We start from the raw sequence: 25,983 nt of genomic DNA, 5'->3' as shown, positions 1-25,983 counted from the left end.
GTATCCGAACATGCCAAAGATGAAAACCAAAAGTGGTGCTGCTAAGCGGTTTCTGAAAACTGCTAACGGCATCAAGCACAAGCACGCTTTCAAGAGCCACATCCTGACCAAAATGTCGACCAAGCGTAAGCGTCAACTGCGCGGTAGCAGCTTGCTGCATCCGTCTGACGTGGCAAAAGTCGAGCGCATGCTGCGCCTTCGTTAATTTTTGGATCAAGAATAGAGGAAGTAACTCATGGCTCGTGTAAAGCGTGGCGTCATTGCCCGTAAGCGTCACAAGAAAATTATGAAACTTGCCAAAGGCTACTACGGTGCGCGTTCCCGCGTATTCCGTGTTGCCAAGCAAGCCGTAATCAAGGCAGGCCAATACGCCTACCGTGACCGTCGTCAGAAAAAACGTCAGTTCCGCGCTCTGTGGATCGCTCGTATCAATGCTGGTGCTCGTACCTACGGTCTGTCCTACAGCCGTTTCATCGCCGGCCTGAAAAAAGCGTCCATCGAGATCGACCGTAAGGTTCTGGCTGATCTGGCAGTGAACGAAAAAGCGGCGTTTGCTGCGATTGTCGAGAAAGCTAAAGCCACCTTGGCTTAAGTACCCCCGGCAGTCACCGGGGCTCACCTCTGTGGGCCCGGGTGTCAAACGTCATAAATAGGGGAAGAGCCTTAAAGCTCTTCCCCTATTTTGTATCTGGAGTCTGTACATGGAAAACCTGGACGCGCTGGTCGCTCAAGCACTAGAGGCTGTGCAAAGCGCTGAAGATATCAATGCCCTGGAGCAAATCCGGGTTCACTACCTTGGCAAGAAAGGCGAGTTGACTCAGGTGATGAAGACCCTGGGGAACCTGCCGGCCGAGGAGCGTCCGCAGGTCGGTGCGCTGATCAATGTCGCCAAGGAGCGTGTCACAGAAGTCCTCAATGCGCGCAAGGCGCTGTTCGAGGAGGCGGACCTGGCTGCCAAGCTCGCCGCCGAGTCCATCGACGTGACCCTGCCTGGCCGTGGCCAGGCTTCTGGGGGCCTGCATCCGGTGACCCGCACCCTGGAACGCATCGAGCAGTTCTTCACCCGTATCGGCTACGGCATTGCCGAGGGGCCTGAGGTCGAAGACGACTATCACAACTTCGAGGCGCTCAACATCCCAGGCCATCACCCGGCCCGGTCGATGCATGACACCTTCTATTTCAATGCGAACATGCTGTTGCGCACCCATACCTCTCCGGTACAGGTCCGCACCATGGAATCGCAGCAGCCGCCGATCCGCATCGTCTGCCCAGGCCGTGTGTACCGCAGCGACTCCGATATCACCCATTCGCCGATGTTCCACCAGGTCGAAGGCCTGCTGGTAGATCGCGACATCAATTTCGCCGACCTGAAAGGAACTATCGAAGAGTTCCTGCGGGTGTTCTTCGAGAAAGAACTGGCCGTGCGTTTCCGTCCTTCGTACTTCCCATTCACCGAGCCATCGGCCGAAGTCGACATGGAATGCGTGATGTGTAGCGGCAAGGGTTGCCGCGTCTGCAAGCAGACCGGTTGGCTGGAAGTCATGGGTTGCGGCATGGTCCATCCGAACGTGTTGCGCATGTCCGGGATCGACCCGGAAGAATTCTCGGGCTTTGCTTTCGGCATGGGTGTCGAGCGCCTGGCCATGCTGCGTTACGGCGTGAACGACTTGCGTCTGTTCTTCGACAACGACTTGCGGTTCCTCGCGCAATTTCGCTAGTCGTAACGAATCTTTAGGAGAGCAGGATGAAATTCAGTGAACAATGGCTGCGCGGCTGGGTTAGCCCGCAGGTAAGCCAGGACGAGCTGGTTGCTCGCCTGTCGATGGCCGGCCTCGAGGTCGATAGTGTGACGCCGGCCGCCGGTGCATTCAGCGGCGTAGTGGTGGGGGAAGTGCTGAGCACCGAGCAGCACCCTGACGCCGACAAACTGCGGGTTTGCCAGGTCAGCAATGGCGCGGAAACTTTCCAGGTCGTGTGCGGTGCGCCAAACGTGCGCCCGGGCCTGAAGATCCCGTTCGCCATGATCGGCGCCGAACTGCCGGGTGATTTCAAGATCAAGAAAGCCAAGCTGCGCGGCGTCGAATCCAACGGCATGTTGTGTTCCCAGGCCGAGCTGCAGATTGGCGAAGGCAATGATGGCCTGATGGAGCTGCCAGCGGATGCGCCGGTTGGCAAGGACATCCGTGAATACCTGGGGCTGGACGATGCGAGCATCGAAGTCGACCTGACGCCAAATCGCGGCGACTGCCTGTCGGTGGCTGGCCTGGCCCGTGAAGTCGGTGCGTTGTACGCCGCCCCGGTCACTCGCCCGGTCGTCGCGAACGTCCCGGCCGTGCACGACGAAGTCCGTCCGGTGGAAGTCTTGGCACCGACCGCATGCCCGCGTTATCTGGGTCGCGTGATTCGTAACGTCGACCTGTCCAGGCCGACGCCGCTGTGGATGGTCGAGCGCCTGCGACGCTCCGAGGTGCGGAGCATCGACGCGGCCGTCGACATTACCAACTATGTAATGCTTGAGCTGGGTCAGCCGCTGCACGCATTCGATCTCGCCGAAATCAACGGCGGCATCCGTGTGCGCATGGCCGAGGAAGGCGAAAAGCTGGTATTGCTCGATGGCCAGGAAGTGGCCCTGCGCAGCGATACACTGGTGATCGCCGACCATACCCGCGCCTTGGCGATTGCCGGCGTGATGGGCGGTGAGCACAGTGGTGTCTGCGCCACGACCCGTGATGTATTCCTTGAAAGCGCATTCTTCGACCAGATCGCGGTCGCCGGCAAGGCTCGCTCCTATGGCCTGCACACCGACGCCTCGCACCGCTATGAGCGTGGCGTGGACTGGCAACTGGCCCGTGAAGCCATGGAGCGCGCCACTGGCCTGCTGCTGGAAATCACCGGTGGCGAAGCCGGCCCGATCATCGAGACCGTCAGCGAGCAGCACCTGCCGAAGATCGCACCGGTTACCCTGCGCGCCCAGCGCATCACCCAGATGCTCGGCATGGAAATGGACCCGGCCGAAGTCGAGCGCCTGCTCGGCGCCTTGGGGCTGACCATCCGTGCCGATGGGGAAGGGCAATGGCAAGTCGAAGTACCAAGCCATCGCTTCGATATCAGCCTGGAAGTCGACCTGATCGAAGAGCTGGCCCGCCTGTACGGTTACAACCGCCTGCCGGTTCGCTACCCGCAAGCGCGCCTGGCCCCACAGGCCAAGGCCGAAGCTCGCAGCGACCTGCCGGAGTTGCGTCGCCTGCTCGTGGCTCGTGGGTATCAGGAGGCGATCACCTACAGTTTCATCGATCCGCGTCAGTTTGAACTGTTCAACCCAGGCGTCCAGCCGCTGCTGCTGGCCAACCCGATCTCCAATGACATGGCGGCCATGCGCTCGTCGCTGTGGCCGGGCCTGGTCAAGTCGCTTCAGCACAACCTGAACCGCCAACAGGATCGGGTGCGCTTGTTCGAAAGCGGCCTGCGCTTCGTGGGGCAGTTGGATGGCTTGAAGCAGGAACCGATGCTGGCCGGTGTCGTATGTGGCAGCCGCCTGCCGGAAGGTTGGGCACAAGGCCGTGATGGCGTGGACTTCTTCGACGTCAAGGCTGATGTGGAAGCGGTGCTGGGCTTTGCCGGTGCGCTCGACGCGTTCACTTTCGTTCCAGGCAAGCATCCGGCGCTGCACCCAGGCCAGACCGCGCGCATCGAGCGAGACGGCCGCGAAGTCGGTTACGTCGGCGCGATCCACCCTGAACTGTCCAAGACCCTGGGTCTCGACCGTCCAGTCTTCGTTTTCGAGCTGGTCCTGGCCGAAGTCGCCCAGGGAAAAATGCCGAAATTCCAAGAGTTATCGCGCTTTCCTGAAGTGCGTCGCGACCTCGCCCTGGTGGCCGATGTTGGCGTTGCATCCAGTGCCGTACTGGCAGTAATTCGTGAAAATGCAGGCGAGTGGCTGACGGACCTCAGGCTATTTGACGTGTATCAGGGTAAAGGCATTGATCCGCATAGAAAAAGCCTTGCAGTCGGCTTGACCTGGCAGCATCCATCGCGCACTCTTAATGACGATGAGGTGAATACCGCAACGCAGAACATCCTCACCTCGCTCGAACACAGGTTGAACGCCACGTTAAGGAAGTGACGTATGGGGGCTCTGACGAAAGCTGAGATGGCGGAACGTCTGTATGAGGAGTTGGGCCTGAATAAACGGGAGGCCAAAGAATTGGTCGAACTGTTTTTCGAAGAAATCAGGCACGCTCTCGAAGACAACGAGCAGGTCAAGTTGTCCGGTTTTGGCAACTTCGACCTTCGGGACAAACGCCAGCGGCCTGGCCGCAATCCGAAAACGGGGGAAGAAATCCCGATCACGGCTCGCCGTGTGGTCACCTTTCGTCCAGGGCAGAAGTTGAAGGCCCGAGTTGAGGCTTATGCTGGAACCAAGTCATAACGACGAGCTACCCGTCATCCCAGGCAAACGCTACTTCACCATTGGTGAAGTCAGCGAGCTGTGTGCGGTTAAACCGCATGTGCTGCGCTATTGGGAGCAGGAGTTTCCTCAGCTCAACCCGGTCAAGCGCCGCGGAAACCGCCGGTATTATCAGCGCCAGGACGTGCTGATGATCCGGCAGATCCGCGCGCTGCTGTACGACCAGGGGTTCACCATCGGCGGCGCGCGCCTGCGCCTCTCCGGTGACGAGGCCAAGGACGATACAACCCAGTACAAACAAATGATCCGCCAGATGATCGCCGAGCTCGAAGATGTGCTGGTGGTGCTCAAGAAATAAATTTCTGCTTTTAAATACTTCCAGTTTTCAAAAGCTTGCGATATATTCCTGAGCGTTCCGTTGAGAAGCGGAACAAGATTCACGCCTAGTCGGGGCGTAGCGCAGTCCGGTAGCGCACTAGCATGGGGTGCTAGGGGTCGAGTGTTCGAATCACTCCGTCCCGACCATATTTTTCAATGAGTTAGCCCAACTTTTACGAGTTGGGCTTTTTCATGGGCGTGACTTTTACGGGACTCCGTCCCGGCTCCTCAGCCGGGCTTTTATTTTCCGCGGTAGACCTCATTTCCCCCCAGTCACATCAAGAAACGTCCCCGTCACAAACGATGCCTCCCCACTCGCCAGCCATAGAATGGCCCGCGCCACTTCCTCCGGTTGGCCGCCACGCCCCATCGGGATGGAGTCCTTTACGCGATCGACCCGTCCCGGCTCGCCGCCGCTGGCGTGCATGTCGGTGTAGATGTGCCCGGGGCGGATGCAGTTGACGCGGATGCCTTCCCGCGCCACCTCTTTGGCGAACCCGATGGTAAATGTTTCGAGCGCCCCCTTTGACGCTGCATAGTCGACATATTCATGGGGGCTACCGAGGCGCGCCGATGCCGAGGAAATATTGATCACGACCCCGCCCGGGCCGTTGTACCGGTAGGCCATGCGCTTCACCGCCTGCTGGGCGCAGAGGATCGGGCCGATTGCGTTGACTGCGAAGATGCGCTGCATGCGCTCGAAGGCGAGGTCTTCCAGGCGTGACTGGGCCGACAGTACCCCGGCGTTGTTGACCAGGACGTCGATGCGTCCGAACGAGCGGTCGATGGCTGTGAATAAATCGGCGACCTGCGTGGGCTGCGAACTGTCCGCGCGGACGGCCAACGCGCGCCGTCCCATGGCCTCGACATCTGCCACCACTGCCAGCGCGGCGGGCTCGTTGGCGACGTAGCTGATGGCAACGTCGTAGCCTTGTGCGGCGGCGAGCCGCGCGGTGGCGGCACCCACGCCGCGGCTTCCGCCGGTTATCAGGATCAGGGGTGTCTGCGAATTCTTAGCCATTGGAAGTTTCCTCCTGAGCAGTGGGTCGGGTCAGCCGATGATGAAGATGCCGCTGGTGATCACCACGCACGCCAGGACCCGGCGGCCGGTGAGTGTCTCGCCGAGGAACAGATAGCCGATCAATACCGCGAACAACACGCTGGTCTCGCGCAATGCCGATACCGCGCCCAGAGGCGCTTCGTTCATGGCGTAAATGACAATTGCGTAGGCGAGCAGAGAGACCAGCCCGCCGACCGAGGCGGCGAGTATTCCGGGGCGGACGCAAAACAAGCTGCGGGCATCGCGCAGGCCGATGTACACCAGGGGCATCAACACGCCCCACAAGGCGCACATCCATACCGTGTAGGCCAGCGGCGCGCCGGAGAGCCTGGCCCCAATGCCGTCGACGACGCTGTAGGCCGCGATGAAACAACCCGTTCCCAGGGCGTAGGGCAGGCTGGGAACCGATAGGCTGCGTCCCCGGAAGGCCAGCGAAATGATTCCGCCCGACACCAGCCCGATACCGAGCAGTTCGCCGGGGGTAATGTTTTCTCCGGCAAAGACTGCGGCCCCGAGCGTGATCAGCGCCGGTGACGAGCCACGTGAGATCGGATAGATCTGCCCCAGGTCGCCGACCCGGTAGCTGCGTACCAAAAACAGGTTGTAGCCGACATGCAGCAATGCCGAAAGCATCCCATAGCCCCAGCTGGCCGGCGCTGGTGCCACCATGAACACTGCAGCGATGACACTGGCGATGGCGATGACGATACACATCACGGTCATTGACCAGAGTCGATCCGAGCCGCCACGCAGCAGGGCGTTCCAGCTGGCATGCAGGAGCGCGGCGAACAGAACCAGCAGGACGATGTGAATAGGCATGGTCGCCATTCTAGGCAACCCGACGGGCGGACTTACAGAGAAGTCTCTTCATTGCTTCATGAGTAAAGCCTCATGCATCAGTCATAGGCGTCTTGAACTTTCAACGCCTCGCTGGTCAACCATTGGCGAAAGCTGACGATGTGCGGTTGCGATTCGATGCCCTTGGGGCAGACAAAATAATAGGCAAGCGGCGATGGGTACGGCACCTCGAACAACCGCACCAGCCGACCATCGCTGATTTCGGTTTCAACATGGCCGCTGCGGACCAAGGCAACCCCTTGTCCGAGCAGCGCCGCCTCCACCGTCATGTTGGTGTCGCCGAACCTGACGCTCTCCTTGAGCGGCAAGAACTCCAGCCCGATCTTTTGAAACCAGTCCTCCCATTTCGGTACCAGCTCGGCGCCATCGCGGGTCAGCAGCGGGTAATGCAGCAGTTCGGCGGGGCTGTTTGGCGCGCCGAAGCGCTGCAGCAGATCGGGACTTGCCACGGGGAACACCTGCTCGCCGAACAGGAACTCGGAGTACAGGCCGGGGTAGTTGCCTTTGCCGAGCCGGATCGCGACGTCGGCTTGGGCGCTGGAGAAATGGATGATCTTGTCCGTGGTGTCCAGCGAGACCAGCAGTTCTGGATAGTGGCGGGAAAGCCCCGGCAAGCGTGGCAACAGCCATTTCAGTGCGAAGGAATAGGTGGTGCTGACTTCGAGCCTGACCCTGCCTTTTTGTTCACGCAGATCGCCCAGGGTCGCTTCCAGGCTCATGAAGAATTCCCGCACGATGGGTGCCAGCGTAGCCCCCGCTGCCGTGAGGGTGAGTGATTTGCCACGCTCGAACAACTGCAAACCCCAAAGCGCCTCCAGGTGCTTGAGCTGATGGCTGACTGCGCTCTGCGTCACATGCAGCTCCTGCGCCGCAGCGGTAAACGTGGGGTGTCGGGTGGCGACTTCAAAGGCACGCAACGTGGCGGTCGGTGGCAGGTCTCTCATCAAGGTATCCCGGCAATTCGGCGTAAAAGCGCATCATGAGTGTTAGCTCATGATAGAGCCATACCTTGAGTTGGTGCGGTTTCTAAGCGTGGGTCGCCGTATCGACCAGGGACTGCCGATACTGGGCTTCGTCGACTTCAGTCAGCGTTGCATAGCCGTCGTAGTGGTAGATCCGCTGGCTGTCTCGGGCATAACGCTCATTCAGGAATTCGAAGGTGGCCAGGTCGATACGCTTGGCGCTCACCGGCCTTCGATGGCAGAACAACTTGCGCGTGCCCAATTGCAGGAAATCGGGATGCGGCACGCGGACTTCGTCAGGGTCGAACGCTACATCAAGGGGCTTGCCCTCCGAGAGGATCAGTGCAGGGCTGACGGCGTAGGTACCGAGGATGCGGGTATCGGCGGGATGCAGGCGTCTTTTCGCCTCGCCGTAGTAATACACCGTGTCTTGGTCCTTCGCCCAGCCATGCCCACAGGACTCGAAAGTGGCAAGTTGTGCCTTACGAATCGGTTCGGGCGGATGATAGAAAATCCGGTGGCAGAACACACTCTTGCCGTCCGTCAGGTAGGGCCCGCCGAGCTCGCGGAAACGCTCTACGGGCTCTTGGGAAAAACGTTCGGGCACTTGCTTTTCGGCGTTATGAAATGGGATCAGGTACAAACCCTGTGCATCGCCGCACAGGTGCTTGCCCAGCAACTTGAAACTTGCGGCGTCCAGCCCGTTGATGACACGCCCATGGAAATAAACCTGGCTGCCGACCTCGAAACCGAGGCCGATCTCCTGTAATGGCGCTGTTTCAATGAGCGTTTGCTTGGTTCCGATGCCTGTAAATCGTGCCACCAATAACCTTGCAACTGCGGATGGGCCTCGAAGTAGGGCGCCCATGCCTCTTGCATGGCTGTGTCGATGATCCCGCCAGAGCCCAGCGGGCCGTGCTTGTCGCCCGCCAGCACGGGCCAGTAGTCCTGGTCATTTTGACAGAGCTGAGTCACTACGAAGCTTTGCGCGTCGACATCCAAGCGTTGCTGGCGCCTGTAGACGTGTTGATGGTCGCGGTAATAATCGAACCCCAGGTGGCGGAAGCTCGGACCGTGGGCGCCACGCAGCCGGGTCCCTGCGGCGTAGACGAACGAGTCGTCCACGGCAAAATAATCATCTTCGCATTCACTGCTGCCGACCACGCGGCCGCACTCGTCGAACACCGGTTGGCAGCGCTTGAGCAGCCGGAAATCGCCAACGTAGCGGAGGGTTTTGCCGGTCAGGTAATAGGCGCGCCGGCTGTCCTTGGCGTAGCGTTCGTTGAGTACGGTGAAAGTTGCCAGGTCGGCATTGTCGATGCGGTAGAAGTATTCATAGGAAACGCTCGAGCCCTGCTGCGCTTGCACGACGATTGATTGCCCATCCGTTCCCCAGCGTTGGGCGAGCATTTGGAAACCGTCCGGGTTTTCGATCGGCAGCGGTGTGCCGTCCTTCTGGTGCAAAGGCTTGAAGCCCTTGTAGACCTGATCATCGATGACTCGATAGGCCGGGTGGTTGCAATACCGCACCCGGGCCGGGGCGCTGGCGATGAATTGCCCTTGCAAAAAGATACTCACCCCGTCGCTGAACAGGGCAGAGGATGAAGTCACCGAGGCTGGCGATGATGCCAGCAGCGCCAGGCTGTCGGGTCGTGCCGCCCGGATCCGGGTGATGTCGTAGTCGCCGAACCAATAGGCACCCGTCCGATCACGCCAGTACTGGTGGCCGAGGCTTTCCAGCCCCTCGTCGAACCGAAACGGCAGCGCATGAAGCGCGTGGTAGCCGTGGCGCGCGCGGTAGGAGGGAAGCAAGTAGTAATCGCCTCGAGCATCGCGCAACAGCCAAGGGTTGCGCCGATGCCGCCAGATAGGCTGGCCGGCAAGGAGGGGCGAGGGAGGATAGTGCCCCTCACTGGCAAATCGTGCTATCGCGTCGGGGCGTGCGCCTTCAGGGTCGAGCAGGATGTACACATCGGGCACTCGCCCGTCGCCCAGCAGCACACCGTCCGCGAACGCGAAGCCTTGATGCGATTCGAGGTCGAGCGGCTCCCAGTCGACAAGAGCGGTGTCTGTGTCTGTCATGTTGCTGCGACCTGAATATGGAGCCAAGCCGGTGATGTTGCGCGGGAGCGGTTGTCCAGCGCCGTGGCGATCCTATGTATAGTGCCGACCCTGATATTGTCGATGTTGAAACGGGGACCAATACCTGTCTTCTTCCCACCCTCGGCTGTGTTGTTCATCGAAATAAATGCCCTATTACCAAAGGAATAATGATGTCATCGACAAGGATTTTCAGGGTGTCGCTGTGCCTGGCGGGCTTCGCTTTTACTGGGAACTCTCTGGCGAATCAGCAAGAGGAAGAGCATCAATGGTCAGTGACAATGGTCGCGATGGAGCAAGTTTGCAACAAAACCAACCCAGGCCTGAACGGCGACGTCGAGAATGCGATGGCCTCCGACCCCAAGATCGATGAGGCAAAAAAGTCGCAAGTCAGGAAAATCAAATCCGACCCTTCCTATAAACTCGAGGTGGCAAGCATCACGAGCACCATCCTCAAATCTCCGCTTGCTGCCATGGCGCAGGATATGTGCAAGGAGTACGCGCCGAAATGACTCGGTTTCCTCTGCGCGATAATTGGCGCCGGGAGCTCCGGGGATAAAAGGCTCAGACTCTCCGCCAGTTCATCGGGTGAGAACAGCATGGTCATCGACAGAAAAATCAACGCAGCATCCGTTCGTCTGCAGGCACTGGACCCCCTCGATTCCGCCCTGGAGCTCCTGCACTTCGGCTTCCGTGGCTTGACCGCTGACGCCGATGCTTTCCTGCAAACCCAGGGCCTGTCCCGCGTGCACCATCGCATCTTGTACATCATCGCCCGGGCAGACGAAGTCAACGTAGGCGACCTGGCGATCACGCTTGGTGTCAGCAAGCAGGCGATGCACAGACCGTTGACGCACCTGTTCGAGCGTGAGCTGGTTTGCTACACACGCCAGCCGGAACGCCACCGCTTCAAGCTGCTGGCCCTCACCGAGCAGGGCCAGGCGCTTGAGCACCAGGCGTCCGAGCTGGAGCGCCAGGCCTTGCGCCAGGCGTTCGCGCAAACCGACTCCCTGGGTCAAGATGCCTGGACGAAAGTAATGCAGGCCTTGGCCGAGCGCCTCAATTGAGCCTCAAGTGATGCGCTCGCGCACTACGATACATTTGGCCAACGGTTGCACCAGTGCTTCGGTGGCGTCTTCGCACGATACGATGGTCGGGCTCACCAGCAGCGGATCGCAGCGTCCGCTGCCGACCAGCTCGAACACCTTGGGAATGTGCGGGCGCACATTGCAGACGCCCACCGACAGGGTCACGTCGCGCAGGTACATGCCGAACAAGGGAATCTTCGGGTCGTCGAAAATAATACCGATGCATGAGCAATGACCACCGGGGGCGAGAGCCAGCAGACCCCGATGCAACGCCTGCGGGTCACGCGTAGCGGAGACCACCACGTCGTAACGCTCATCCAGCACCTGGCCGGGGTCGACATTGGCGCCGCTGCGTTGGGCAAGGTCCAGTCGGTAGGGATTGTCGTCCAGATAATCGACACTTGCCGCCCCCGCGGCCACCGCCATCTGCACCGCCAGGACCCCCAGGCTCTCCGTGCCGCCGACCACCAGCACGCGGGCATCCGGGCGCGAGGCGATAGGTCGGCTGGCGGCGACCCAGGCGTCGGTCAAGTTGTCGCTGGCGCTGGCGACAGCCAACGGATTCAGGCCGGGCGGCAGTGGCACCAACATCGCATCGGCGAAGGGCACCAGGACCACTTCGGAGAACAGGCCGCCCCAGTGTCCGCCCGCCGGGACGCCGAAGGCCGCATGTCGAGCCACGGCGGTGCAAGCGGTGGCCCGCCCGGCAAGGCACTGGCGGCACTCGCCGCAGGCGATTTTCCACGGCACCGACACCAGGTCGCCGCGACGCACGCCGGTGACCTCGTCGCCGACCTCCAGCACTTCAGCGACACATTCGTGGCCCAAGGCAAACGGCGGCTTGAACGGCGTGAGACCGGCGATCAAGCGCCGATCGAGGTCGCAGGATGCCGAGGCGATGGGCCGCACCAGGGCACTGCGCGGGCTGGTCAATAGGGGGGACGGCACGTTCACCCAGGCCAGTTGGCCGGGGTGCTGGACGACAAGCTCTTTCATGGTCTTGCTCCTACGCCTTGGGTATGCCGCTAACCTAGGGGTGGACTGTGTTCACGTCAATGATGTTGATGTGATAAAGCCCACGCCATTCCAGCCAGCCGCAACCGTTCAACGTCGGAGCAGTGCTTTCGATAAAACCGTCAGCCCATGTATCGCTCAGCCACCGCCGATTGCTTGATTTGCCCCAGCAATCCTTGGCGCGCAGCTTGCAACGCATCCCAGCGAGCACCGTCCTGTAGCGGCGGAATGGTCACCGGTTCGCGGCGATCGAATCCGACCAGCGCGGCATCGACGAGATCGCTAACTTCCATGATTTCACTCAGCGTATTGATGTCGATGCCCGCGCGTTCCCAGATTTCGGTCCGGGTGGCTGCCGGCAGCACGGCTTGGACGTAGACGCCTTTAGGCGAGAGTTCGAGGCTGAGCCCCTGGGACAGGAACAGCACGAAGGCCTTGGTCGCGCCATAGACCGACATACCGAATTCCGGCGCCAGGCCGACCACCGAGCCGATGTTGATGATCGCGCCGTCGCCAGCCTTCGCCAGGCGTGGGGCGATGGCGCTGGCGAGCCGGACGAGCGCGGTGGTGTTGAGCGAAACCAGCAGCGCGACGCTGTCGGTGGTCTGTTCGATGAAACTGCCGGATTGGGCCGCGCCTGCGTTGTTGATCAAGAGACCAATGTTGTCGTCGTCGCGCAGACGCGCTTCGACTTTGTTCAGGTCGGCGGTTTGAGTCAGGTCCGCCTGAAGCACATCGACGATAACGTTGTGTTCGTTGCGCAGTTCGGTCGCCAGCGCTTCCAGCCGCGCATTGTCGCGAGCCACCAGCACCAGATCGTGGCCGCGCTGGGCGAAGCGCTGGGCATAGACGGCGCCGATGCCGGTGGAAGCACCAGTGATGAGTACGGTTTTGCGAGTGGTCATGGTGTCAGTCTCTTCAGGGTAAGGAGGTGCGATTGGCTGCGGCGCTCAAGATGTAACCTGGAGCTGGATTGCATTGGGTCCGATTTATGATGATGACCGAAATCTAAGCTGTCAACGAATTTGATTATGGTCGGCATCTATGTATGATGCGAAGCATGATTCGAGCGGCACGAGGTGACGAAAAATGAGAGTGACAAAGGCCCAGGCACAGGCAAACCGGGAACATATCGTCGAGACGGCGTCTGTCCTGTTTCGCGAACGTGGCTTTGACGGCATCGGCGTGGCCGACCTGATGGCCGCCGCTGGCTTCACCCATGGTGGCTTCTACAAGCACTTCGGCTCGAAAGCCGACCTGATGGCCGAAGCTGCGGCGGACAGTCTTTCGCGTTCATTGACCAGCGCCAGCAACTTGGATGTTGCTGGGTTCTTCGCCATGTATGTCTCGCGCGAGCACCGCGATGCGCGGGGCAATGGCTGCACGATGGCCGCCTTGTGCGGCGACGCGGCGCGTCAGTCCGATGAGGTGAAAACCATGTTTGCCAACGGAGTGGAGGGCACGCTGGCTGCGCTTGAGCAAAAGCTGGGGCCGACAGGCGAAGGGGACCGGGCAGCGATGATCAACCTGTTCGCCCATGCAGTCGGTGCGGTGATGCTGTCGCGGGCCTGTCCGGATGATGCTCCGTTGGCGGACGAGATACTGCAGGTCTGCCGTGATCGGATCCTGGCGTCCCTGCCTGCGTCCGAACCTGTGTAAAGCGCGACGGTAGCGCAATACGCTACCGCCGGCCGGATCAGAAAATGAACTTGAACAAGGCAATGACCACGATCAGGCCAATCAGGAAAATGATCCCAACGGTACCACCAAGAAATTTCAACATAGGAACGCTCTCATCGGATGGGCTTAGTTTTCTAGACCCCCGGCGAGCGCGCGCGGTTCGTTAAATTTTCGCAATGAGTCGACGGTTTGATGGACACGGACCGCTCAGTGGACGGCCAGAGACCTCGGGACGGAAACCTGTTCGAATTTCGAAACGGTCTTGATCCAGTAGCGCCGGTAATCGGTCTTGTCCGGTGCCAGTGGTTTATGGCTCGACCAGGGATGCTCCGCCTTCAGGCTGGCTCGATAAGCCTCCCATTCCTTCTGTTCGGCCGCTTCCCGGGCTTTGTTTCGGTCATCGAACCAACCCAGTACATACGCATCGCTCTGGTCTGTCCCGCTCGCTATCAGCAGATATATGTCTGTCATCACCGGTTCCCGCCGTCATCCTGCTTACCCAGTTAATGGGCTCTTGTCATAGGTATCGGCCGCCGGTCCCGGTTTTTTAAGGCAATTGATAAATGGGGACGACGCGCTCTGCTCAAACATGGATAAAGCAGCGTTGCGAGAAAACGGGATTCATATTTCAGGCCACCAAAGGCTCTGGTAACGGTCCGGATAAAACCGGCCGTGGTTCATGGGGAACATCGCGCACGCCCAAGAAGGTCAAGCGGATGGGCGCGGCGATGGCGAACCCACCAAGGCCAGCGGGCTAAACCAGAGCCGGTCCCTGGGGACCAGGGGAGGCGAGTCAATCAAATGTACTCCGGTGTACATTCGACGGGCATCCGAGTACATTCGCGTTACGTATGTTCAATAAGGTGGATGCAAAATGCCCCAGGTCGGGAAGGCGCGTGGCAAGGCCCAGGACGCAGGTTGGCGGGGGTCGCCCGAAGGCTGGCTGGAAGCGGCCTACGAGGCTTTGAAGGAGTCCGGCATCGATGCGGTCCGGGTCATGCCGTTGGCCAAGCGCCTGGGGTTGTCACGCACCAGTTTCTATTGGTTTTTCGAGGACCGCGAACAGCTGCTGGCGGCTTTGCTGTCGCGCTGGCGCGAGACCAACACCGGTGGCCTGATCCGTCAAAGCGAAAGCTACGCCGAGAGCATCTCCGAGGCGATCCTGAATGTCTTCGAGTGCTGGCTCAACCCACAACTGTTCGACTCGCAGTTCGAATTCGCGGTGCGCAGTTGGGCACTCCAATCCGCTGAAGTGGCCCAGGAAGTCGCCGTTGTCGACGAGCAGCGAATGGGCGCCCTGGCGAGCATGTTCAAGCGCTTCGGCTACGACAGCCAAGGGGCCGACGCACGAGCGCGAACGATCTACCTGACCCAGATCGGCTACATCACCATGAACACCAGCGAGTTGATCACCGTGCGTTTCCAGCGCATCCCGCATTACGTGAGCATTTTCACCGGCAAGGTGCCCAAGCAGCGCGAGCTGGACCGTTTCTACGGCAAATTCGGTTATGCCGAAAAAGAGCCTGGGGTCTTTGTGCCGCTGGTGGAAACCTTTGAAGAGACCGCTGGAAAATGACCGAGCCGACGCTGGGCATCATCGGCGGTACGGGCTGGCTGGGCGGGGCGATTGCCAAGGCCGTGCTGGCGAAGAACCTGCTGCCGGCGAGTAACCTGGTCGTATCCAATCGCTCAGGGACTCATCCATTGGCGCGGCAAGGCGTTTGCCTGGTCGCCGATAACCAGGCACTGGTGGACCGCAGCGACATCGTCATCATCGCGGTACGACCCGAGCAATTCGCCGGCCTGACCCTCAACGCGATGGGCAAGACGGTCATATCATTGATGGCCGGCATCACGGCGCAGGCTATTGTCGCGCAGTCCTCGGCTTCAAGCGTCGTGCGGGCGATGCCCAATGCGGCGGTGGAAATCGGGCAATCCTTTACGCCTTGGTATTGCGCTGGCGCGGTGGAGCCGGCGACGAAGAGCCTCGTCCAGCGCTTGTTCGAATGCGTGGGCACCGCTGCCGAGGTCCAGCAGGAAGACTTCATCGACTATCTCTCCGCGCTTTCGGGCACCGGCCCGGCCTTTCCTGCTCTGTTGATGACGGCATTGGCGAATCAGGCGATGGCAGCCGGCATTCCTGCGGAGATTGCACAGCTAGCCGCCCATAATGTCGTGGTCAACAGCAGCCAGTTGCTCGCCAGTCATGATGCCCGGCAGATGATCGATGCCCTGGTCGCCTATCGCGGCGTGACGGCCGCCGCCTTGCAGTCGATGACCCAGGGGCATTTCGAGGCGCAGGTGGGAAGGGCGTTGCAAGCTGGCGCCGCCGTGGCGCGTAAAGGACTCCAAGCCTGACGCGTGCATATACAGGGACTTGTGGGAGCCTGCCCGCGAAGTCGGAAGCCAATCCAACATGCATGTGGCTGAACCACCGCTTTCGCGAGCGAACTCTTCTTAAAGGTCCTTGACCAGCCGCAACGCGTCGTAGATTGCCGCATGGGTATTACGCGCCGACACCGCGTCACCAATCCGGAACAGTTGGAAGCGGCCGTCCGGGTTGGTCACGATGTCCTGGGTTTTCCCGGCGATCAGGTTGTGCTGTTCGACCGCGCCGTTGTTGCGCGAATGCGGGCGCAGCTCGAAGTACAGATCATCCAGGGGCAGGGTGCCGTGGTTCACCACCACCTGGTCGACCACGCGCTGCTTGTGCACCTGGCCGTAATCGCTGCCGAAGCTGGCAACCAGTTGCCCGTCGCGTTTTTCCACGGAGTCGACCCGATACGTGACGGTGAAGGTGACGTTCAGGTCTTGCAGGCTGCGCATGTACGGCACCAGGTTCATGGCCATCACCTCCGGCGCGAACGATCGGTCGGGCGTGACGATCTCCAGTTTCGCGCCGCTGTTGGCGATTACCTCGGCCGCCTGTAGCGCCGCGTGGTCGCCGGCGTCGTCAAAAATCAACACGTTCTGGCCGGGCTTGACGTCGCCGGAAATGATGTCCCAGGTCGACACCACCAGCTCATTGCCTTGCTTGAGCACCTCGGTATGGGGCAAGCCGCCCGTGGCGACGACCACCACGTCCGGTTGTTCGGCCAAGACCGTCTCGGCTTCGGCCCAGGTATTGAAGCGAAACTTCACCCCCAGCCGTTCGCATTGCGCCATGCGCCAATCGATGATGCTGATCATCTCGCGTCGACGTTCGCTCTGCGCGGTCAGGCGGATTTGCCCACCTGGCTGGTCGGCCACTTCGAACACCGTGACATCATGGCCGCGCTCACCGGCCACCCGCGCCGCTTCCAGGCCCGCCGGGCCGCTGCCGATCACCACGACGTTGCGCTTGACCGGCGCCTTGGGGATTTCGTGGGGCATGGTGGTTTCGCGCCCGGTGGCGGCGTTGTGGATGCAATACGCGGCGCCGCCCTGATAGATGCGGTCCAGGCAATAGTTGGCGCCAACGCAGGGGCGGATCTCTTCTTCACGTTTTTCAATGATCTTGCGCACGATATGCGGGTCGGTCATGTGCGCGCGGGTCATGCCGATCATGTCTACCTTGCCCGAGGCGATGGCGTGTCGTGCTGTGGCGACGTCCGGGATCTTGGCCGCATGAAAGGTCGGAAAACCGGTGGCTGAGCGAATCTCGCCGGCAAAATCCAGGTGCGGCGAGTTGCGCATGCCCTGGATCGGGATCACGTCGGTGAGGCCGGCATCGGTATCGATGTGCCCGCGTACGACGTTGAGAAAATCCACCAGCCCACTGTCCTTGAGCATGTGGGAAATCCTCAGGCCATCGCTGGCGCCGAAGCCGCCCGGCAGGTCTTCGTCGCCGGTGTAGCGCACCCCCAGCAGGAAGTCCTCACCGCAGCGCTGGCGGATACCGCGCAGCACATCGAAGGTGAAGCGCATGCGGTTTTCCAGCGAACCACCGTAGGGCCCGTCGAGATCGTTGGTCAGCGGCGACCAGAACTGATCCATGAGGTGCCCGTAGGCCTGCAGCTCCAAGCCATCAAGACCGGCGGCCTTCATGCGTTCGGCGGCGTCCACGTAATCCTTGATGATCCGGTCGATATCCCAGTCTTCCAGTTTCTTCGGGAAGGCCCGGTGGGACGCCTCGCGGCGATGGGACGGCGAGACGACCGGCAGCCAGTCAGCCTTGTCCCAGCGCGTGCGACGGCCCAGGTGGGTGAGTTGGATCATTACGGCGGCGCCGTGTTCGTGGCACTCGTCGGTCAGGTCCTTCATCCATTTGACCACTTCATCCTTGTACGCCAGCACGTTGTTGAACACGGGCGGGCTGTCCCGGGAAACGGCAGCGGAACCCGCCGTCATGGTCAGCGCCACGCCGGCCTTCGCCCGTTCGGCGTGATAGGCACGGTACAAATCCTTCGGCATGCCATCGACCGGATACGCGGGCTCGTGGGAGGTGGTCATGATCCGATTCTTGAGCGTCAGATGCTTGATTTTGTAGGGCTGCAGCAGAGGATCGCTGGACATGGTGTTGCTCCCGGAACAGAACATCAGGCTGGGTTTTGACATAATGGTATGTTGAATGTTCATGTGTGTCAACGGGTGGGACACTGGTGTACATTTTTCTTGCTTGATGGAAAAACCGGGATTACCATCCAGTCGAAACGGGGGTGATACGGCCCCTGCGGCCCGCCATCCCGCCTCGATCCACGTGGAAGGGGCTATGCGAAGAACAATGAAAATGCTCGGTGCGGTTAGGCGCGCCATCGACCCGAATGTAAAAGTCCGGGTGAAAGCCGCCGGTCATTGCGGTTGGAAACGCCAAAGGGCGGAGGAGGGCAGGAAAACGTTAGTCCCCGTGATTTTCATAACTAGAACTTACCGATGGCCGCCTGCGGTCATGATGGGAAATGAATGCTTCTGCTGTTCTGCCAATAACTACTAATACAGTCTGCGGAGATGCACATGATGACGTTACCCAGTAAAACTTTTATCGGCTGGTTTGCAGGCCTCGCATTAGCCTGCAGCAGTCTGATCGCTCAAGCCGAGGAACCCACGCCCATCCGTATCGGCTGGGTGAACTGGTCGGATACGGAAATCGCGGTAAAGCTGGCGAACACCGCGTTGCAAGATCACCTCAAGCAACCGGTCAAGCTGGTGCTGGCCGATATCGGCATCCAGTTCCAGGCCCTGGCTAACGGCAATATCGATCTGATCCCGATGGTCTGGCTGCCCAGCACCCACAAGTCGTTCTATGACAAGTACAAGGACAGGCTCGAAGACCTCGGCGTGTTGTATGAAGGTCGAATCGGCATGGCGGTGCCTACCTCCATTCCAACCAGCGAGATCGCCAGTGTCGAAGACCTCAACAAGCCCGAAGTCCGGGAGAAACTTGGCGGCAAGATCCTCACCTCGGAAGTAGGTAACGGTCAGTACAAACTGACCGAGAAAGCCATCAAGGAATACAAGCTCGATGGCTACAAGATGGTGGCGTCTTCAGAGTCCGGAATGCTGAGCGAACTGGATCGCAACCTCAAGCGCGACAAATGGTCGTTGGTCAACGCCTGGAGCCCGCACTGGATGTTCGCCAAATGGCCGTTGCGCTATCTGGATGATCCGAAGCAGATCTTCGGTGGCGCCGAGCAGATCCACGCCGTCGCACGCAAAGGCTTCAGTGCCGAGCATCCAGACGTGGCTCGCTTCTTTGCCAACTTCAAGATTCCGAAAGCGGACCTTGAAAAGTTGATGGCGGATGCCCGCGAAAGTACCGCGGACAAGGTGGTTGCCGAGTATTACGCGGCGAACAAGCCTCGATTCGAAGCGATGTTTGGCAGCCAGACGGCTTCCGTGGCGCCAGCCCAGTAATCGCCGTTGATATCCGATAGCTGTTGCAGTCCGGTGCCCTTGGTCAAGCTCCAAGGGCACTGCTGCCGGGTTCTGTCGCATGTCTACGCAGTGCGAGGTCTGGGGCTGGCGGAAGTGCAAGCCCTGTATGCGGTGTTCCCCTTGATGACATTGGCATTGGCGGGGGCGTTTCTAGGCGAGTTCCTTGCTGTGCTCCCCACATTTGATCTTCAGTGGACGTAAGCTCGGTTTAGAACTTGAAGCGCCCCACCAATCCCTTGAGCTGTCCGGAAATATCCGTCAACCGCCCTGAACCGGTCTGCGCCGTATGGGCAAACTCCTCGACCAACTGCGCATCGGAATGAATCTGCGCGATGTGCCGGTTGATGTCTTCCGCCACTTGGTGCTGTTGCTCCGCAGCGGTGGCGATCTGGGTGTTCTGGTCGCGAATCGAGTCCACCGAGGTGCGGATCTTGTCGAAGCTGTCGCGAGCCTGCTGGATGCGCTCGACGCTGGTGTGCGACACCTGCAGGCTGTTCTGCATCTGTTGCGTGACTTCCTGGGTGCGCCGCGCGAGGTTGCCGAGCAGACTGTCGATCTCGCCGGTGGAATCGGCGGTACGCCGCGCCAGAGCGCGCACCTCGTCGGCCACCACGGCAAAGCCGCGGCCCTGATCGCCCGCGCGCGCCGCTTCGATGGCCGCATTGAGCGCCAGCAGGTTGGTCTGTTCGGCGATCGAACGGATGGTGTCGAGGATGGTGTTGATGTTCTTGCTGTCCTGCTCCAGCGCCTGCATGGTCTGGGTCGACTGCTGCAATTCCTCACTCAGCTTTAGCACACTGCCGGTGGCTTCGCCGATGTGGTGCTGGCCGTCATGTACATCGCGATAGCCGGTGTCCGCGCTGACGGCGGCCTGGCTGCAGGAGCGGGCCACCTCGTTGGCGGTGGCGACCATTTCGTTGAACGCGGTGCTCACCAGCTCCACGGCCTGGCGCTGGCGCCCGGCGGCATCGTTCATGTTCTGGGCCACGTTGCTGGTATCGGCCGCGGCAGTTTGCAGGTCGGAAGAAGCGCTGCCGATGCGCTGCATCAGTTGCGCGATCATGGCCAGGAACTGGTTGAACCAACCCGCCAGGGTGGCCGTTTCGTCCTTGCCCTGCACCGACAGTTTGCGGGTGAGGTCGCCTTCACCTTCGGCGATTTCCTGCAGGCCGTTGGCAACGCCACGGATCGGTCGGACGATGACGCTGGCGAAACTGGCACCGACGATGGCGAAGACTACGGCCAGTGCGGCGGCGATCACCGCGATCAGCCAGGTCAGGCTCGCGGCTTCGGCCATCACTTCGTCGCGCTTGATCAGGCCGATGAAGCGCCAGCCCAGGCTTTTGGAGGTGACGATGTTGGCCATGTACGGCACGCCGTCGATCTCGATCTGGGTCGCGCCATCGCTGCTCTTGGCCAGCGCGGCGTAATTGGGGCCGAGGTCGGCCAGCGGCTTGAAGTTGTGCTTGGCATCGGCGGGGTCAACCAGCACGTTGCCGCTGCCCTCCACCAGCATCAGGTAGCCGCTGTCGCCCAGCTTGATGTTCTTGACCAGTTCGGTCAGTTGCTTGAGCGACACGTCCAGGCCAACGACGCCGACCAGCTTGCCGCTGGCATCGGCGACGGTGTGCACGATGCCGATCAGCGACACGTCGTCCGGTGCCCAGTAGTAGGCGTCGGTCTTGACCGTGGTGCCCGGCGCGGCGATGGCAGCCTTGTACCAAGGGCGCACGCGCGGATCGTAGTTGGAGATCTTCGGATCATCCGGCCAACTCGCGTAGCCGCCGTCCGCCAGGCCCAGGGACAGGTAGGCAGTGGTTGGATGGCTCTTGGCGAACTGGTCGAAAATCGCCAGGAGTTGTTTGTTGTTCTCGGTCAGCGGGATTTGTGCAGCGTCGGCGCCGGAATAGTTCTTCAGGTCCTTGGCCGCGACGATCCTTGGGTCCTTGGCGAAGAATTCGACGTTCTGCATGATGCCGTCGAAGAACTGCTTCATGCCGTTGTCGATCTGGCGAATCTCGCGACCGCTGCTGTCCAGGAAGTTGGCTTGTGCCGCGTCGCGCAGGTTCAATACCACGAGCACCGCCACCAGGATCACCGGCACGCAGGCAATGGCCGCGAACGCCCATGTCAGCTTCTGTTTGATATTCATGACTTCTCCCGCAGGTATTTATCGGTGTTGGAGCGGCGGAAACATTAGCGTCGAGCGTTGCGAACTCTGGAGGGAAAGCGCCCATGCCTACCCTCAGGCTATCGACCAAGGTCGTATTCCCTTGAGGTCACCACTTGTCGGAGGTCGTTATCGCTGACAGTGATGTCGCCCAGGCGAATGTCGCCTGGGTGGTTAATCGCGAAGATGGCATCGTTCGGGTTCTTTGCCCGGCTTCAGTCCAGATCGCCTTTCCGCATCACGAGGCCCCATGCCCAGCGCATTCGAAAGCGTACTCAAGAACAAGAACATGGCTTATCGGCCCCAAGGGACTGCTTCGGTCAGCCAGGCGCCGGTCCGCGTCGCGTTTGTACTGATGGACAATTTTTCGATGATGTCCTTCACCGGTGCGGTGGACGCGCTGGTCACCGCCAACCTGATGAACGACACGCCGCTTTATGACGTGTTGACGGTAGGTGCTTCCGGCGGGCAGGTGACGAGTGACCTGGGCATTGTCATTTCCACCGATGTCGAGCTGGCGCAACTGCCGGACAACCTGGACGTGTTGATTGTCGCCGGTGGCTTTCGGGTGAAACTGCAAGGCACGCCGCTGTTGCGACGCAAGCTGCGCGCCAACGCGACGTCGGGTGCGCTATTGGGCGGTTTGTGGAATGGGGTGTTTTTCGTGGCCGATGCGAACCTGCTCGACGGGTACGAATGCGCGGTCCACCCGGAAAGCCGGGCGACGATGACCGAGATGTTTGCTCACGTGAAAGTCTCCAGCCGCGCTTATGTCGTGGACCGTGAGCGGGTCAGTTGCGCGGGCGCCAACAGTTCGCTGCGCATGATGCTCCAGTTGATCCGCCGCACGGGCGGGGAGGCGCTGGTGGGGGCCATCGAAGAGATCCTTCGCTGCGATGAGTCAGGGGACGACGCCTCGGACTTGCCGCCGATCTTTGTCGAGACGGACCCGACGCTGCCGGAAAGCCTCAAGCTGGCGCTGGAATTGATGTGGCAGAACGTCGAGGAGCCGTTGACGATCGATGAGCTGGCGGAGTGCGTCAAGGTTTCCAAGCGTCAGTTGGAACGGCGGTTCTGCCGGTTCCTCGGCGCGACCCCGACGCGTTATTACCTGGAGCTGCGCCTGACGCGCGCGCGCCAACTCATCCAGCAGACCAACCGCTCGGTCACGGAAATCGCCGTTGCCACGGGCTTCGTCAGCTCGCCGCATTTCCAGCGGCGTTTCCGGGACTTTTTCGGCGTGCCGCCTGGCAGCTACCGGTCGACGTTCGGGCGCAAATGAGGTTTAGCCGCCCACCGTTGCTGACCTTGCGATTCGCCCCGCAGCGAAGTCGAGCAGCAAGGCCACGATAATCGCGCCAGCGGAAACCAGGAACAGCAACGCGTGGTGTCCACCGCTGGCATTGAACAGCGCCGAATAGCCAAACCCGGCCAGCGCCTGGAAAGTGGCGAAGGAAACGGTGGCGCGGCTCCAGGCGACTTGCTGGCGATGGTGGTCCGGCAGCAGCTCATGCACCCGGGCCAGGGCCAACGGCACGATGCCTGGCGGGAACGAACCGATCACCACGGCCAGCACTGCCAGCGCCAGGAAACTCTGGGAGGTCGCCAGCAGGCCGAGGGCTACGGCCTGGACGGCCAACACCAGTCGTATGCTTTTGCGCGCGCCCAGGTGGTCCGCCAGAAAACCATAAGTCACTGGCCCGACAATCGCCCCCAGGCCATACATCACCCATACCAGTGCACCGACGTGGGCGCCGGCCTTGAGGCCGCGGGCGACATAGTCCACCAGGAACACCATCGCCGGGACCAACCCCGCCGCCATGAAGGCGTATTGGGCAAACAACTGATAGACGGCGCGGGGCGTGGGTTCGTCCGGTGTGGCGTGTTTCGAGCCACTGTTCTCGTGCGCAGCGTCGTGCGGCCAACCGAACCAGCTCAACCCGGTCAGTACCAGCGACAGCACGCCGAGCCCGAGCCATGTGGCTTGCAGGCCGAGACTCAACAGCGGCGGCACGATCGTTCCGGAGCCGGCGATGCCCAGCCCGATGCCCAGGAAAATCGCACCACTGGCCAGGCCTCTGCGTGCGACGGGCACATGGGGCAGCACGGTGGCGGCCACCAGCACCATGATCGCGCCGCCGGCGATGCCCGACAGCAGCCGCCAGGCGAAATACCAGGTGACCGACACAGGAAAGGCACAGGCGAAAAACGCAGCCGTCACGGCCAGCATCATCAGCCGCAATGCATTTTTATTGGACAGCCAACGGGCCATTGGCCGGCCGAGGAGGGCGCCGATCAGGTAGCCGACGAGGTTGGCGGCCCCGAGGTAGACCACGTCGCCTGCGCTGAACCAATGCGCTTCGATCAGCGGTGGAATCAAAGGGGTGTAGGCGAAGCGCGCCAGGCCGATGCTGACGAGGCTGGCGCAGAGGCCGGCGAATATCGGCAACCAGATACTGGATGGAGGTGAATCGAGCGCCGCGGATGATGTACGCATGGTAGCGATCCCATAGAAGGTTCATGGCGTCCAGCATATCGGCTATTGTTGTTGCGTTTATGCAGCGATTACGCGGCGCGGTGATGCAACTATGCATCGGTAGGAGGATGGATGAATTGGGATGATGCACGGGTATTCCTGGCGGTCTGTCGGGAGTCGACCCTGCGGGGTGCGGCGCGTGTGCTGGGGGTGGACCAGGCGACTGTGGGCCGGCGCATCGGCGCGTTGGAGAAATCCTTGAGCGCGGCTCTGTTCCTGCGCACGCCCGACGGTTACGCCCTGACGTCGATGGGCGAGGCCGCGCTCAAGTCCGTGGAGAAAATGGAGCAGTCGGCCCTGGAGCTGGAGCGTCGGATACAAGGCCTCGACGATCGGCTGGCGGGCAATGTGCGTGTCGCCACCACCGATTCATTGGCGATCGACTTCCTGATCCCCGCCATTGCCCGTCTGCACCAACGCCACCCCGACGTGCGCGTGCAGCTGGACGCTTCCACGCAGATCACCAGCCTGGTCAAGCGCGAAGCGGACGTTGCCGTGCGCAACACCCGGCCGGACAATCCCGACCTGATCGCCCGGCGGATCGCCCGTTGGCCGGTGGGGTTGTTCGCGTCGCGCGAATATGTCGACGCCCATGGCGAGCCGACGCCGGGCAGCGCGTTCGAAGGCCATGACCTGGTGGTCTACCAGCCATATTTGCAGGCGCAAAAGGACTTTACCCTGGTCGCCGAGCCGGTCAGTCGTGGGCGGATCGTTGCCGGCCTGAGCTCAAGCTTGTTGGTACGTCGGTCGATTGCGGCAGGGCTCGGAGTGGGGGAAATCCCGGTGTACATGGGCGAGCGCGATGGACTGGTGCGCCTGTGGCCGCAGCGCACGCGGCCGCTGCCCTACGAGGTCTGGCTGGTGACGCACGCGGACTTGCGCCATACGGCGCGGGTGCGGGCGGTGATCGATGAGATTGTCGCGGCGTTTTCCCAGGAAAACCAATGATGCAGGATAAAAGAACCTGTGGGAGCTTGCTCGCTCCCACAGGATGTCCTGCATGCAGGCCTCATGGCATCTGCGGCAGCTCCTGTGGCCGCAGGTCAAACACCAGCACTTCGGCATCCTGGCCGTTGCTCAGTGTCAGCGCCTGTTCCTGGCGCACCCGCACGCCATCGCCTTCCTGCAACGGCACGCCATTGAGCTCGACGCTGCCTCGGGCGACATGGACATAGGCATAGCGATCGGCAGCCAACGCCAGCGTGGCGCTCTCGGCGCCATCGAACAGCCCGGCGTAGACCCGTGCGTCCTGGCGAACATGCAGTGAGCCCTCGGCGCCGTCCGGCGAGATGATCAGTTGCAGGCGACCACGTTTCTGTTCGGGGCTGAAGTGTTCCTGCTGGTAGCGCGGCGTGGCGCCGACGACGTTGGGCACGATCCAGATCTGCAGGAAGTGCACGGGCTCGTCGGCGCTGTGATTGAACTCACTGTGAGCCACGCCACTGCCGGCACTCATCAGCTGCACGTCCCCGGGACGGATGACCGAACCGGTGCCCAAGGTGTCCTTGTGCTCCAGCGCGCCCTCGAGCACGTAGGAGAAAATCTCCATGTCCCGATGAGGGTGCTGGCCGAAACCCTTGGCGGCGGCGACCCGGTCGTCGTTGATCACCAGCAGGTCGGAAAAGCCTTGTTGATTGAGGTCGCGGTAGCTGGCGAACGAAAAGGTGTGGAACGACGTCAGCCAGCCGTGACGGGCAATACCGCGATCGGACGCTTTACGAAGGGTCAGCATGATAATTTCTCCTGGTTCAGTGGGCGGTGGCCATGGCCGTTCGCCGGGTTCAGAAGAAGGTTAATGGTAATCGACTTGTGCAATAAGCAGGTGAATGTGGAAATACTGTCCGTTCTGAGTGGACAATTTCGCACCGCACGCTTC

General features: G+C 61.0%; 27 protein-coding genes, 1 tRNA gene and 1 pseudogene. 15 read left to right on the top strand and 14 right to left on the bottom strand.

Features of this window, described 5'->3' with window-relative positions:
* Nucleotides 1–10 precede the first annotated feature (10 nt).
* The 7 genes from rpmI to JZ00_RS02570 all read left to right on the top strand — a co-directional run bounded on the left by rpmI (nt 11) and on the right by JZ00_RS02570 (nt 4,933).
* Complete coding sequence (gene rpmI, locus JZ00_RS02600) at nt 11–205, top strand: 50S ribosomal protein L35 (RefSeq protein ID WP_002553160.1); 195 nt, start codon at nt 11–13, stop codon at nt 203–205.
* 30 nt (nt 206–235) lie between these two features.
* Nucleotides 236–592, top strand: coding sequence for a 50S ribosomal protein L20 (gene rplT, locus JZ00_RS02595; protein ID WP_039592831.1), 357 nt, complete (start codon nt 236–238; stop codon nt 590–592).
* Nucleotides 593–701: 109 nt separating this feature from the next.
* A complete protein-coding gene (pheS, locus tag JZ00_RS02590; RefSeq protein ID WP_039592832.1) occupies nt 702–1,718 on the top strand; it encodes a phenylalanine--tRNA ligase subunit alpha in 1,017 nt (338 codons plus the stop codon).
* 26 nt (nt 1,719–1,744) lie between these two features.
* Nucleotides 1,745–4,123: a phenylalanine--tRNA ligase subunit beta gene (pheT, locus tag JZ00_RS02585; RefSeq protein WP_039592833.1), complete on the top strand. Its 2,379-nt coding sequence runs from the start codon at nt 1,745–1,747 to the stop codon at nt 4,121–4,123.
* 3 nt (nt 4,124–4,126) lie between these two features.
* A complete protein-coding gene (gene ihfA / locus JZ00_RS02580; protein ID WP_002553164.1) occupies nt 4,127–4,429 on the top strand; it encodes an integration host factor subunit alpha in 303 nt (100 codons plus the stop codon).
* Nucleotides 4,410–4,766 (top strand): MerR family transcriptional regulator, encoded by a 357-nt coding sequence (locus JZ00_RS02575; protein ID WP_003179985.1) that lies wholly within the window; start codon nt 4,410–4,412, stop codon nt 4,764–4,766. The genes ihfA and JZ00_RS02575 overlap by 20 nt, the downstream gene beginning before the upstream one ends.
* Before the next feature lie 90 nt (nt 4,767–4,856).
* Nucleotides 4,857–4,933, top strand: a tRNA-Pro gene (locus tag JZ00_RS02570).
* Nucleotides 4,934–5,045: 112 nt separating this feature from the next.
* On the opposite strand, the gene JZ00_RS02565 is transcribed toward JZ00_RS02570, so the two are convergent.
* The 5 genes from JZ00_RS02565 to JZ00_RS02550 all read right to left on the bottom strand — a co-directional run bounded on the left by JZ00_RS02565 (nt 5,046) and on the right by JZ00_RS02550 (nt 9,748).
* Complete coding sequence (locus JZ00_RS02565; RefSeq protein WP_039592834.1) at nt 5,046–5,807, bottom strand: SDR family oxidoreductase; 762 nt, start codon at nt 5,805–5,807, stop codon at nt 5,046–5,048.
* A 30-nt stretch (nt 5,808–5,837) separates the two neighbouring features.
* Nucleotides 5,838–6,665, bottom strand: a complete 828-nt coding sequence (locus tag JZ00_RS02560; protein ID WP_039592835.1) for a DMT family transporter — start codon at nt 6,663–6,665, stop codon at nt 5,838–5,840.
* Nucleotides 6,666–6,742: 77 nt separating this feature from the next.
* Nucleotides 6,743–7,648 carry a transcriptional regulator GcvA gene (gcvA, locus tag JZ00_RS02555; RefSeq protein WP_039592836.1) on the bottom strand — a complete coding sequence of 302 codons (906 nt, stop codon included), beginning with the start codon at nt 7,646–7,648 and terminating at the stop codon, nt 6,743–6,745.
* Nucleotides 7,649–7,730: 82 nt separating this feature from the next.
* Entirely contained in the window at nt 7,731–8,345 is a 615-nt protein-coding gene (locus JZ00_RS31355; RefSeq protein ID WP_235433040.1) for a DKNYY domain-containing protein, read from the bottom strand.
* The gene (locus JZ00_RS02550) at nt 8,300–9,748 is read right to left on the bottom strand and encodes a DKNYY domain-containing protein (RefSeq protein WP_235433039.1); all 1,449 of its coding nucleotides are present in this window, start codon (nt 9,746–9,748) and stop codon (nt 8,300–8,302) included. Before JZ00_RS02550 ends, JZ00_RS31355 begins: the two co-directional genes overlap by 46 nt.
* Before the next feature lie 74 nt (nt 9,749–9,822).
* Here JZ00_RS02550 and JZ00_RS02545 point away from each other — a divergent pair, with 74 nt between their 5' ends.
* Both JZ00_RS02545 and JZ00_RS02540 read left to right on the top strand, forming a co-directional pair.
* Nucleotides 9,823–10,278, top strand: a complete 456-nt coding sequence (locus tag JZ00_RS02545; RefSeq protein WP_152668389.1) for a hypothetical protein — start codon at nt 9,823–9,825, stop codon at nt 10,276–10,278.
* An 87-nt stretch (nt 10,279–10,365) separates the two neighbouring features.
* Nucleotides 10,366–10,833: a MarR family winged helix-turn-helix transcriptional regulator gene (locus JZ00_RS02540; RefSeq protein WP_039592838.1), complete on the top strand. Its 468-nt coding sequence runs from the start codon at nt 10,366–10,368 to the stop codon at nt 10,831–10,833.
* A 3-nt stretch (nt 10,834–10,836) separates the two neighbouring features.
* Here the strand turns inward: JZ00_RS02540 and JZ00_RS02535 are convergent, their stop codons facing one another.
* Nucleotides 10,837–11,850 carry a zinc-dependent alcohol dehydrogenase gene (locus tag JZ00_RS02535; protein ID WP_039592839.1) on the bottom strand — a complete coding sequence of 338 codons (1,014 nt, stop codon included), beginning with the start codon at nt 11,848–11,850 and terminating at the stop codon, nt 10,837–10,839.
* A 140-nt stretch (nt 11,851–11,990) separates the two neighbouring features.
* Nucleotides 11,991–12,773 carry an SDR family NAD(P)-dependent oxidoreductase gene (locus JZ00_RS02530; RefSeq protein WP_039592840.1) on the bottom strand — a complete coding sequence of 261 codons (783 nt, stop codon included), beginning with the start codon at nt 12,771–12,773 and terminating at the stop codon, nt 11,991–11,993.
* Between the two features lie 184 nt (nt 12,774–12,957).
* Between JZ00_RS02530 and JZ00_RS02525 the strand changes: the two genes are divergently transcribed.
* Complete coding sequence (locus tag JZ00_RS02525) at nt 12,958–13,527, top strand: TetR/AcrR family transcriptional regulator (RefSeq protein WP_039592841.1); 570 nt, start codon at nt 12,958–12,960, stop codon at nt 13,525–13,527.
* 37 nt (nt 13,528–13,564) lie between these two features.
* Here JZ00_RS02525 and JZ00_RS32150 read toward each other — a convergent pair whose 3' ends face one another.
* Together JZ00_RS32150 and JZ00_RS02520 are read right to left on the bottom strand one after the other, a co-directional pair.
* Nucleotides 13,565–13,651: a small membrane protein YohP gene (locus JZ00_RS32150; RefSeq protein ID WP_442087941.1), complete on the bottom strand. Its 87-nt coding sequence runs from the start codon at nt 13,649–13,651 to the stop codon at nt 13,565–13,567.
* Nucleotides 13,652–13,755: 104 nt separating this feature from the next.
* Nucleotides 13,756–14,019, bottom strand: coding sequence for a hypothetical protein (locus tag JZ00_RS02520; protein ID WP_039592842.1), 264 nt, complete (start codon nt 14,017–14,019; stop codon nt 13,756–13,758).
* Between the two features lie 403 nt (nt 14,020–14,422).
* Here JZ00_RS02520 and JZ00_RS02515 point away from each other — a divergent pair, with 403 nt between their 5' ends.
* Nucleotides 14,423–15,124: a TetR/AcrR family transcriptional regulator gene (locus JZ00_RS02515; protein ID WP_039592843.1), complete on the top strand. Its 702-nt coding sequence runs from the start codon at nt 14,423–14,425 to the stop codon at nt 15,122–15,124.
* Nucleotides 15,121–15,906: a pyrroline-5-carboxylate reductase family protein gene (locus JZ00_RS02510; RefSeq protein ID WP_039592844.1), complete on the top strand. Its 786-nt coding sequence runs from the start codon at nt 15,121–15,123 to the stop codon at nt 15,904–15,906. Before JZ00_RS02515 ends, JZ00_RS02510 begins: the two co-directional genes overlap by 4 nt.
* 99 nt (nt 15,907–16,005) lie before the next feature.
* Here JZ00_RS02510 and JZ00_RS02505 read toward each other — a convergent pair whose 3' ends face one another.
* Nucleotides 16,006–18,042 carry an NADH:flavin oxidoreductase gene (locus tag JZ00_RS02505; RefSeq protein WP_039592845.1) on the bottom strand — a complete coding sequence of 679 codons (2,037 nt, stop codon included), beginning with the start codon at nt 18,040–18,042 and terminating at the stop codon, nt 16,006–16,008.
* A gap of 438 nt (nt 18,043–18,480) precedes the next feature.
* Here JZ00_RS02505 and JZ00_RS02500 point away from each other — a divergent pair, with 438 nt between their 5' ends.
* Entirely contained in the window at nt 18,481–19,380 is a 900-nt protein-coding gene (locus JZ00_RS02500; protein ID WP_039592846.1) for a glycine betaine ABC transporter substrate-binding protein, read from the top strand.
* Nucleotides 19,381–19,609: 229 nt separating this feature from the next.
* Here the strand turns inward: JZ00_RS02500 and JZ00_RS31865 are convergent, their stop codons facing one another.
* Together JZ00_RS31865 and JZ00_RS31860 are read right to left on the bottom strand one after the other, a co-directional pair.
* Nucleotides 19,610–20,377: a methyl-accepting chemotaxis protein gene (locus tag JZ00_RS31865; RefSeq protein WP_412177657.1), complete on the bottom strand. Its 768-nt coding sequence runs from the start codon at nt 20,375–20,377 to the stop codon at nt 19,610–19,612.
* A 93-nt stretch (nt 20,378–20,470) separates the two neighbouring features.
* Nucleotides 20,471–21,553, bottom strand: a pseudogene (locus JZ00_RS31860) (HAMP domain-containing protein); the annotation flags it as partial.
* 268 nt (nt 21,554–21,821) lie between these two features.
* Here JZ00_RS31860 and JZ00_RS02490 point away from each other — a divergent pair.
* A complete protein-coding gene (locus JZ00_RS02490; RefSeq protein WP_039592848.1) occupies nt 21,822–22,853 on the top strand; it encodes a GlxA family transcriptional regulator in 1,032 nt (343 codons plus the stop codon).
* Between the two features lie 3 nt (nt 22,854–22,856).
* Here the strand turns inward: JZ00_RS02490 and JZ00_RS02485 are convergent, their stop codons facing one another.
* Complete coding sequence (locus tag JZ00_RS02485) at nt 22,857–24,068, bottom strand: YbfB/YjiJ family MFS transporter (RefSeq protein WP_039592849.1); 1,212 nt, start codon at nt 24,066–24,068, stop codon at nt 22,857–22,859.
* Between the two features lie 111 nt (nt 24,069–24,179).
* On the opposite strand from JZ00_RS02485, the gene JZ00_RS02480 reads away from it, so the two are divergent.
* Nucleotides 24,180–25,055 (top strand): LysR family transcriptional regulator, encoded by an 876-nt coding sequence (locus JZ00_RS02480; RefSeq protein ID WP_039592850.1) that lies wholly within the window; start codon nt 24,180–24,182, stop codon nt 25,053–25,055.
* 61 nt (nt 25,056–25,116) lie between these two features.
* Here JZ00_RS02480 and JZ00_RS02475 read toward each other — a convergent pair whose 3' ends face one another.
* Nucleotides 25,117–25,839: a pirin family protein gene (locus JZ00_RS02475; protein ID WP_039592851.1), complete on the bottom strand. Its 723-nt coding sequence runs from the start codon at nt 25,837–25,839 to the stop codon at nt 25,117–25,119.
* Between the last annotated feature and the right edge of the window lie 144 nt (nt 25,840–25,983).

Source organism: Pseudomonas frederiksbergensis (genome assembly GCF_000802155.2).
In the GTDB taxonomy this organism is placed as follows: domain Bacteria; phylum Pseudomonadota; class Gammaproteobacteria; order Pseudomonadales; family Pseudomonadaceae; genus Aquipseudomonas; species Aquipseudomonas frederiksbergensis_A.
Note: the sequence above shows the minus strand (reverse complement) of the source record. Positions and strands in the feature narration are given on the sequence as shown.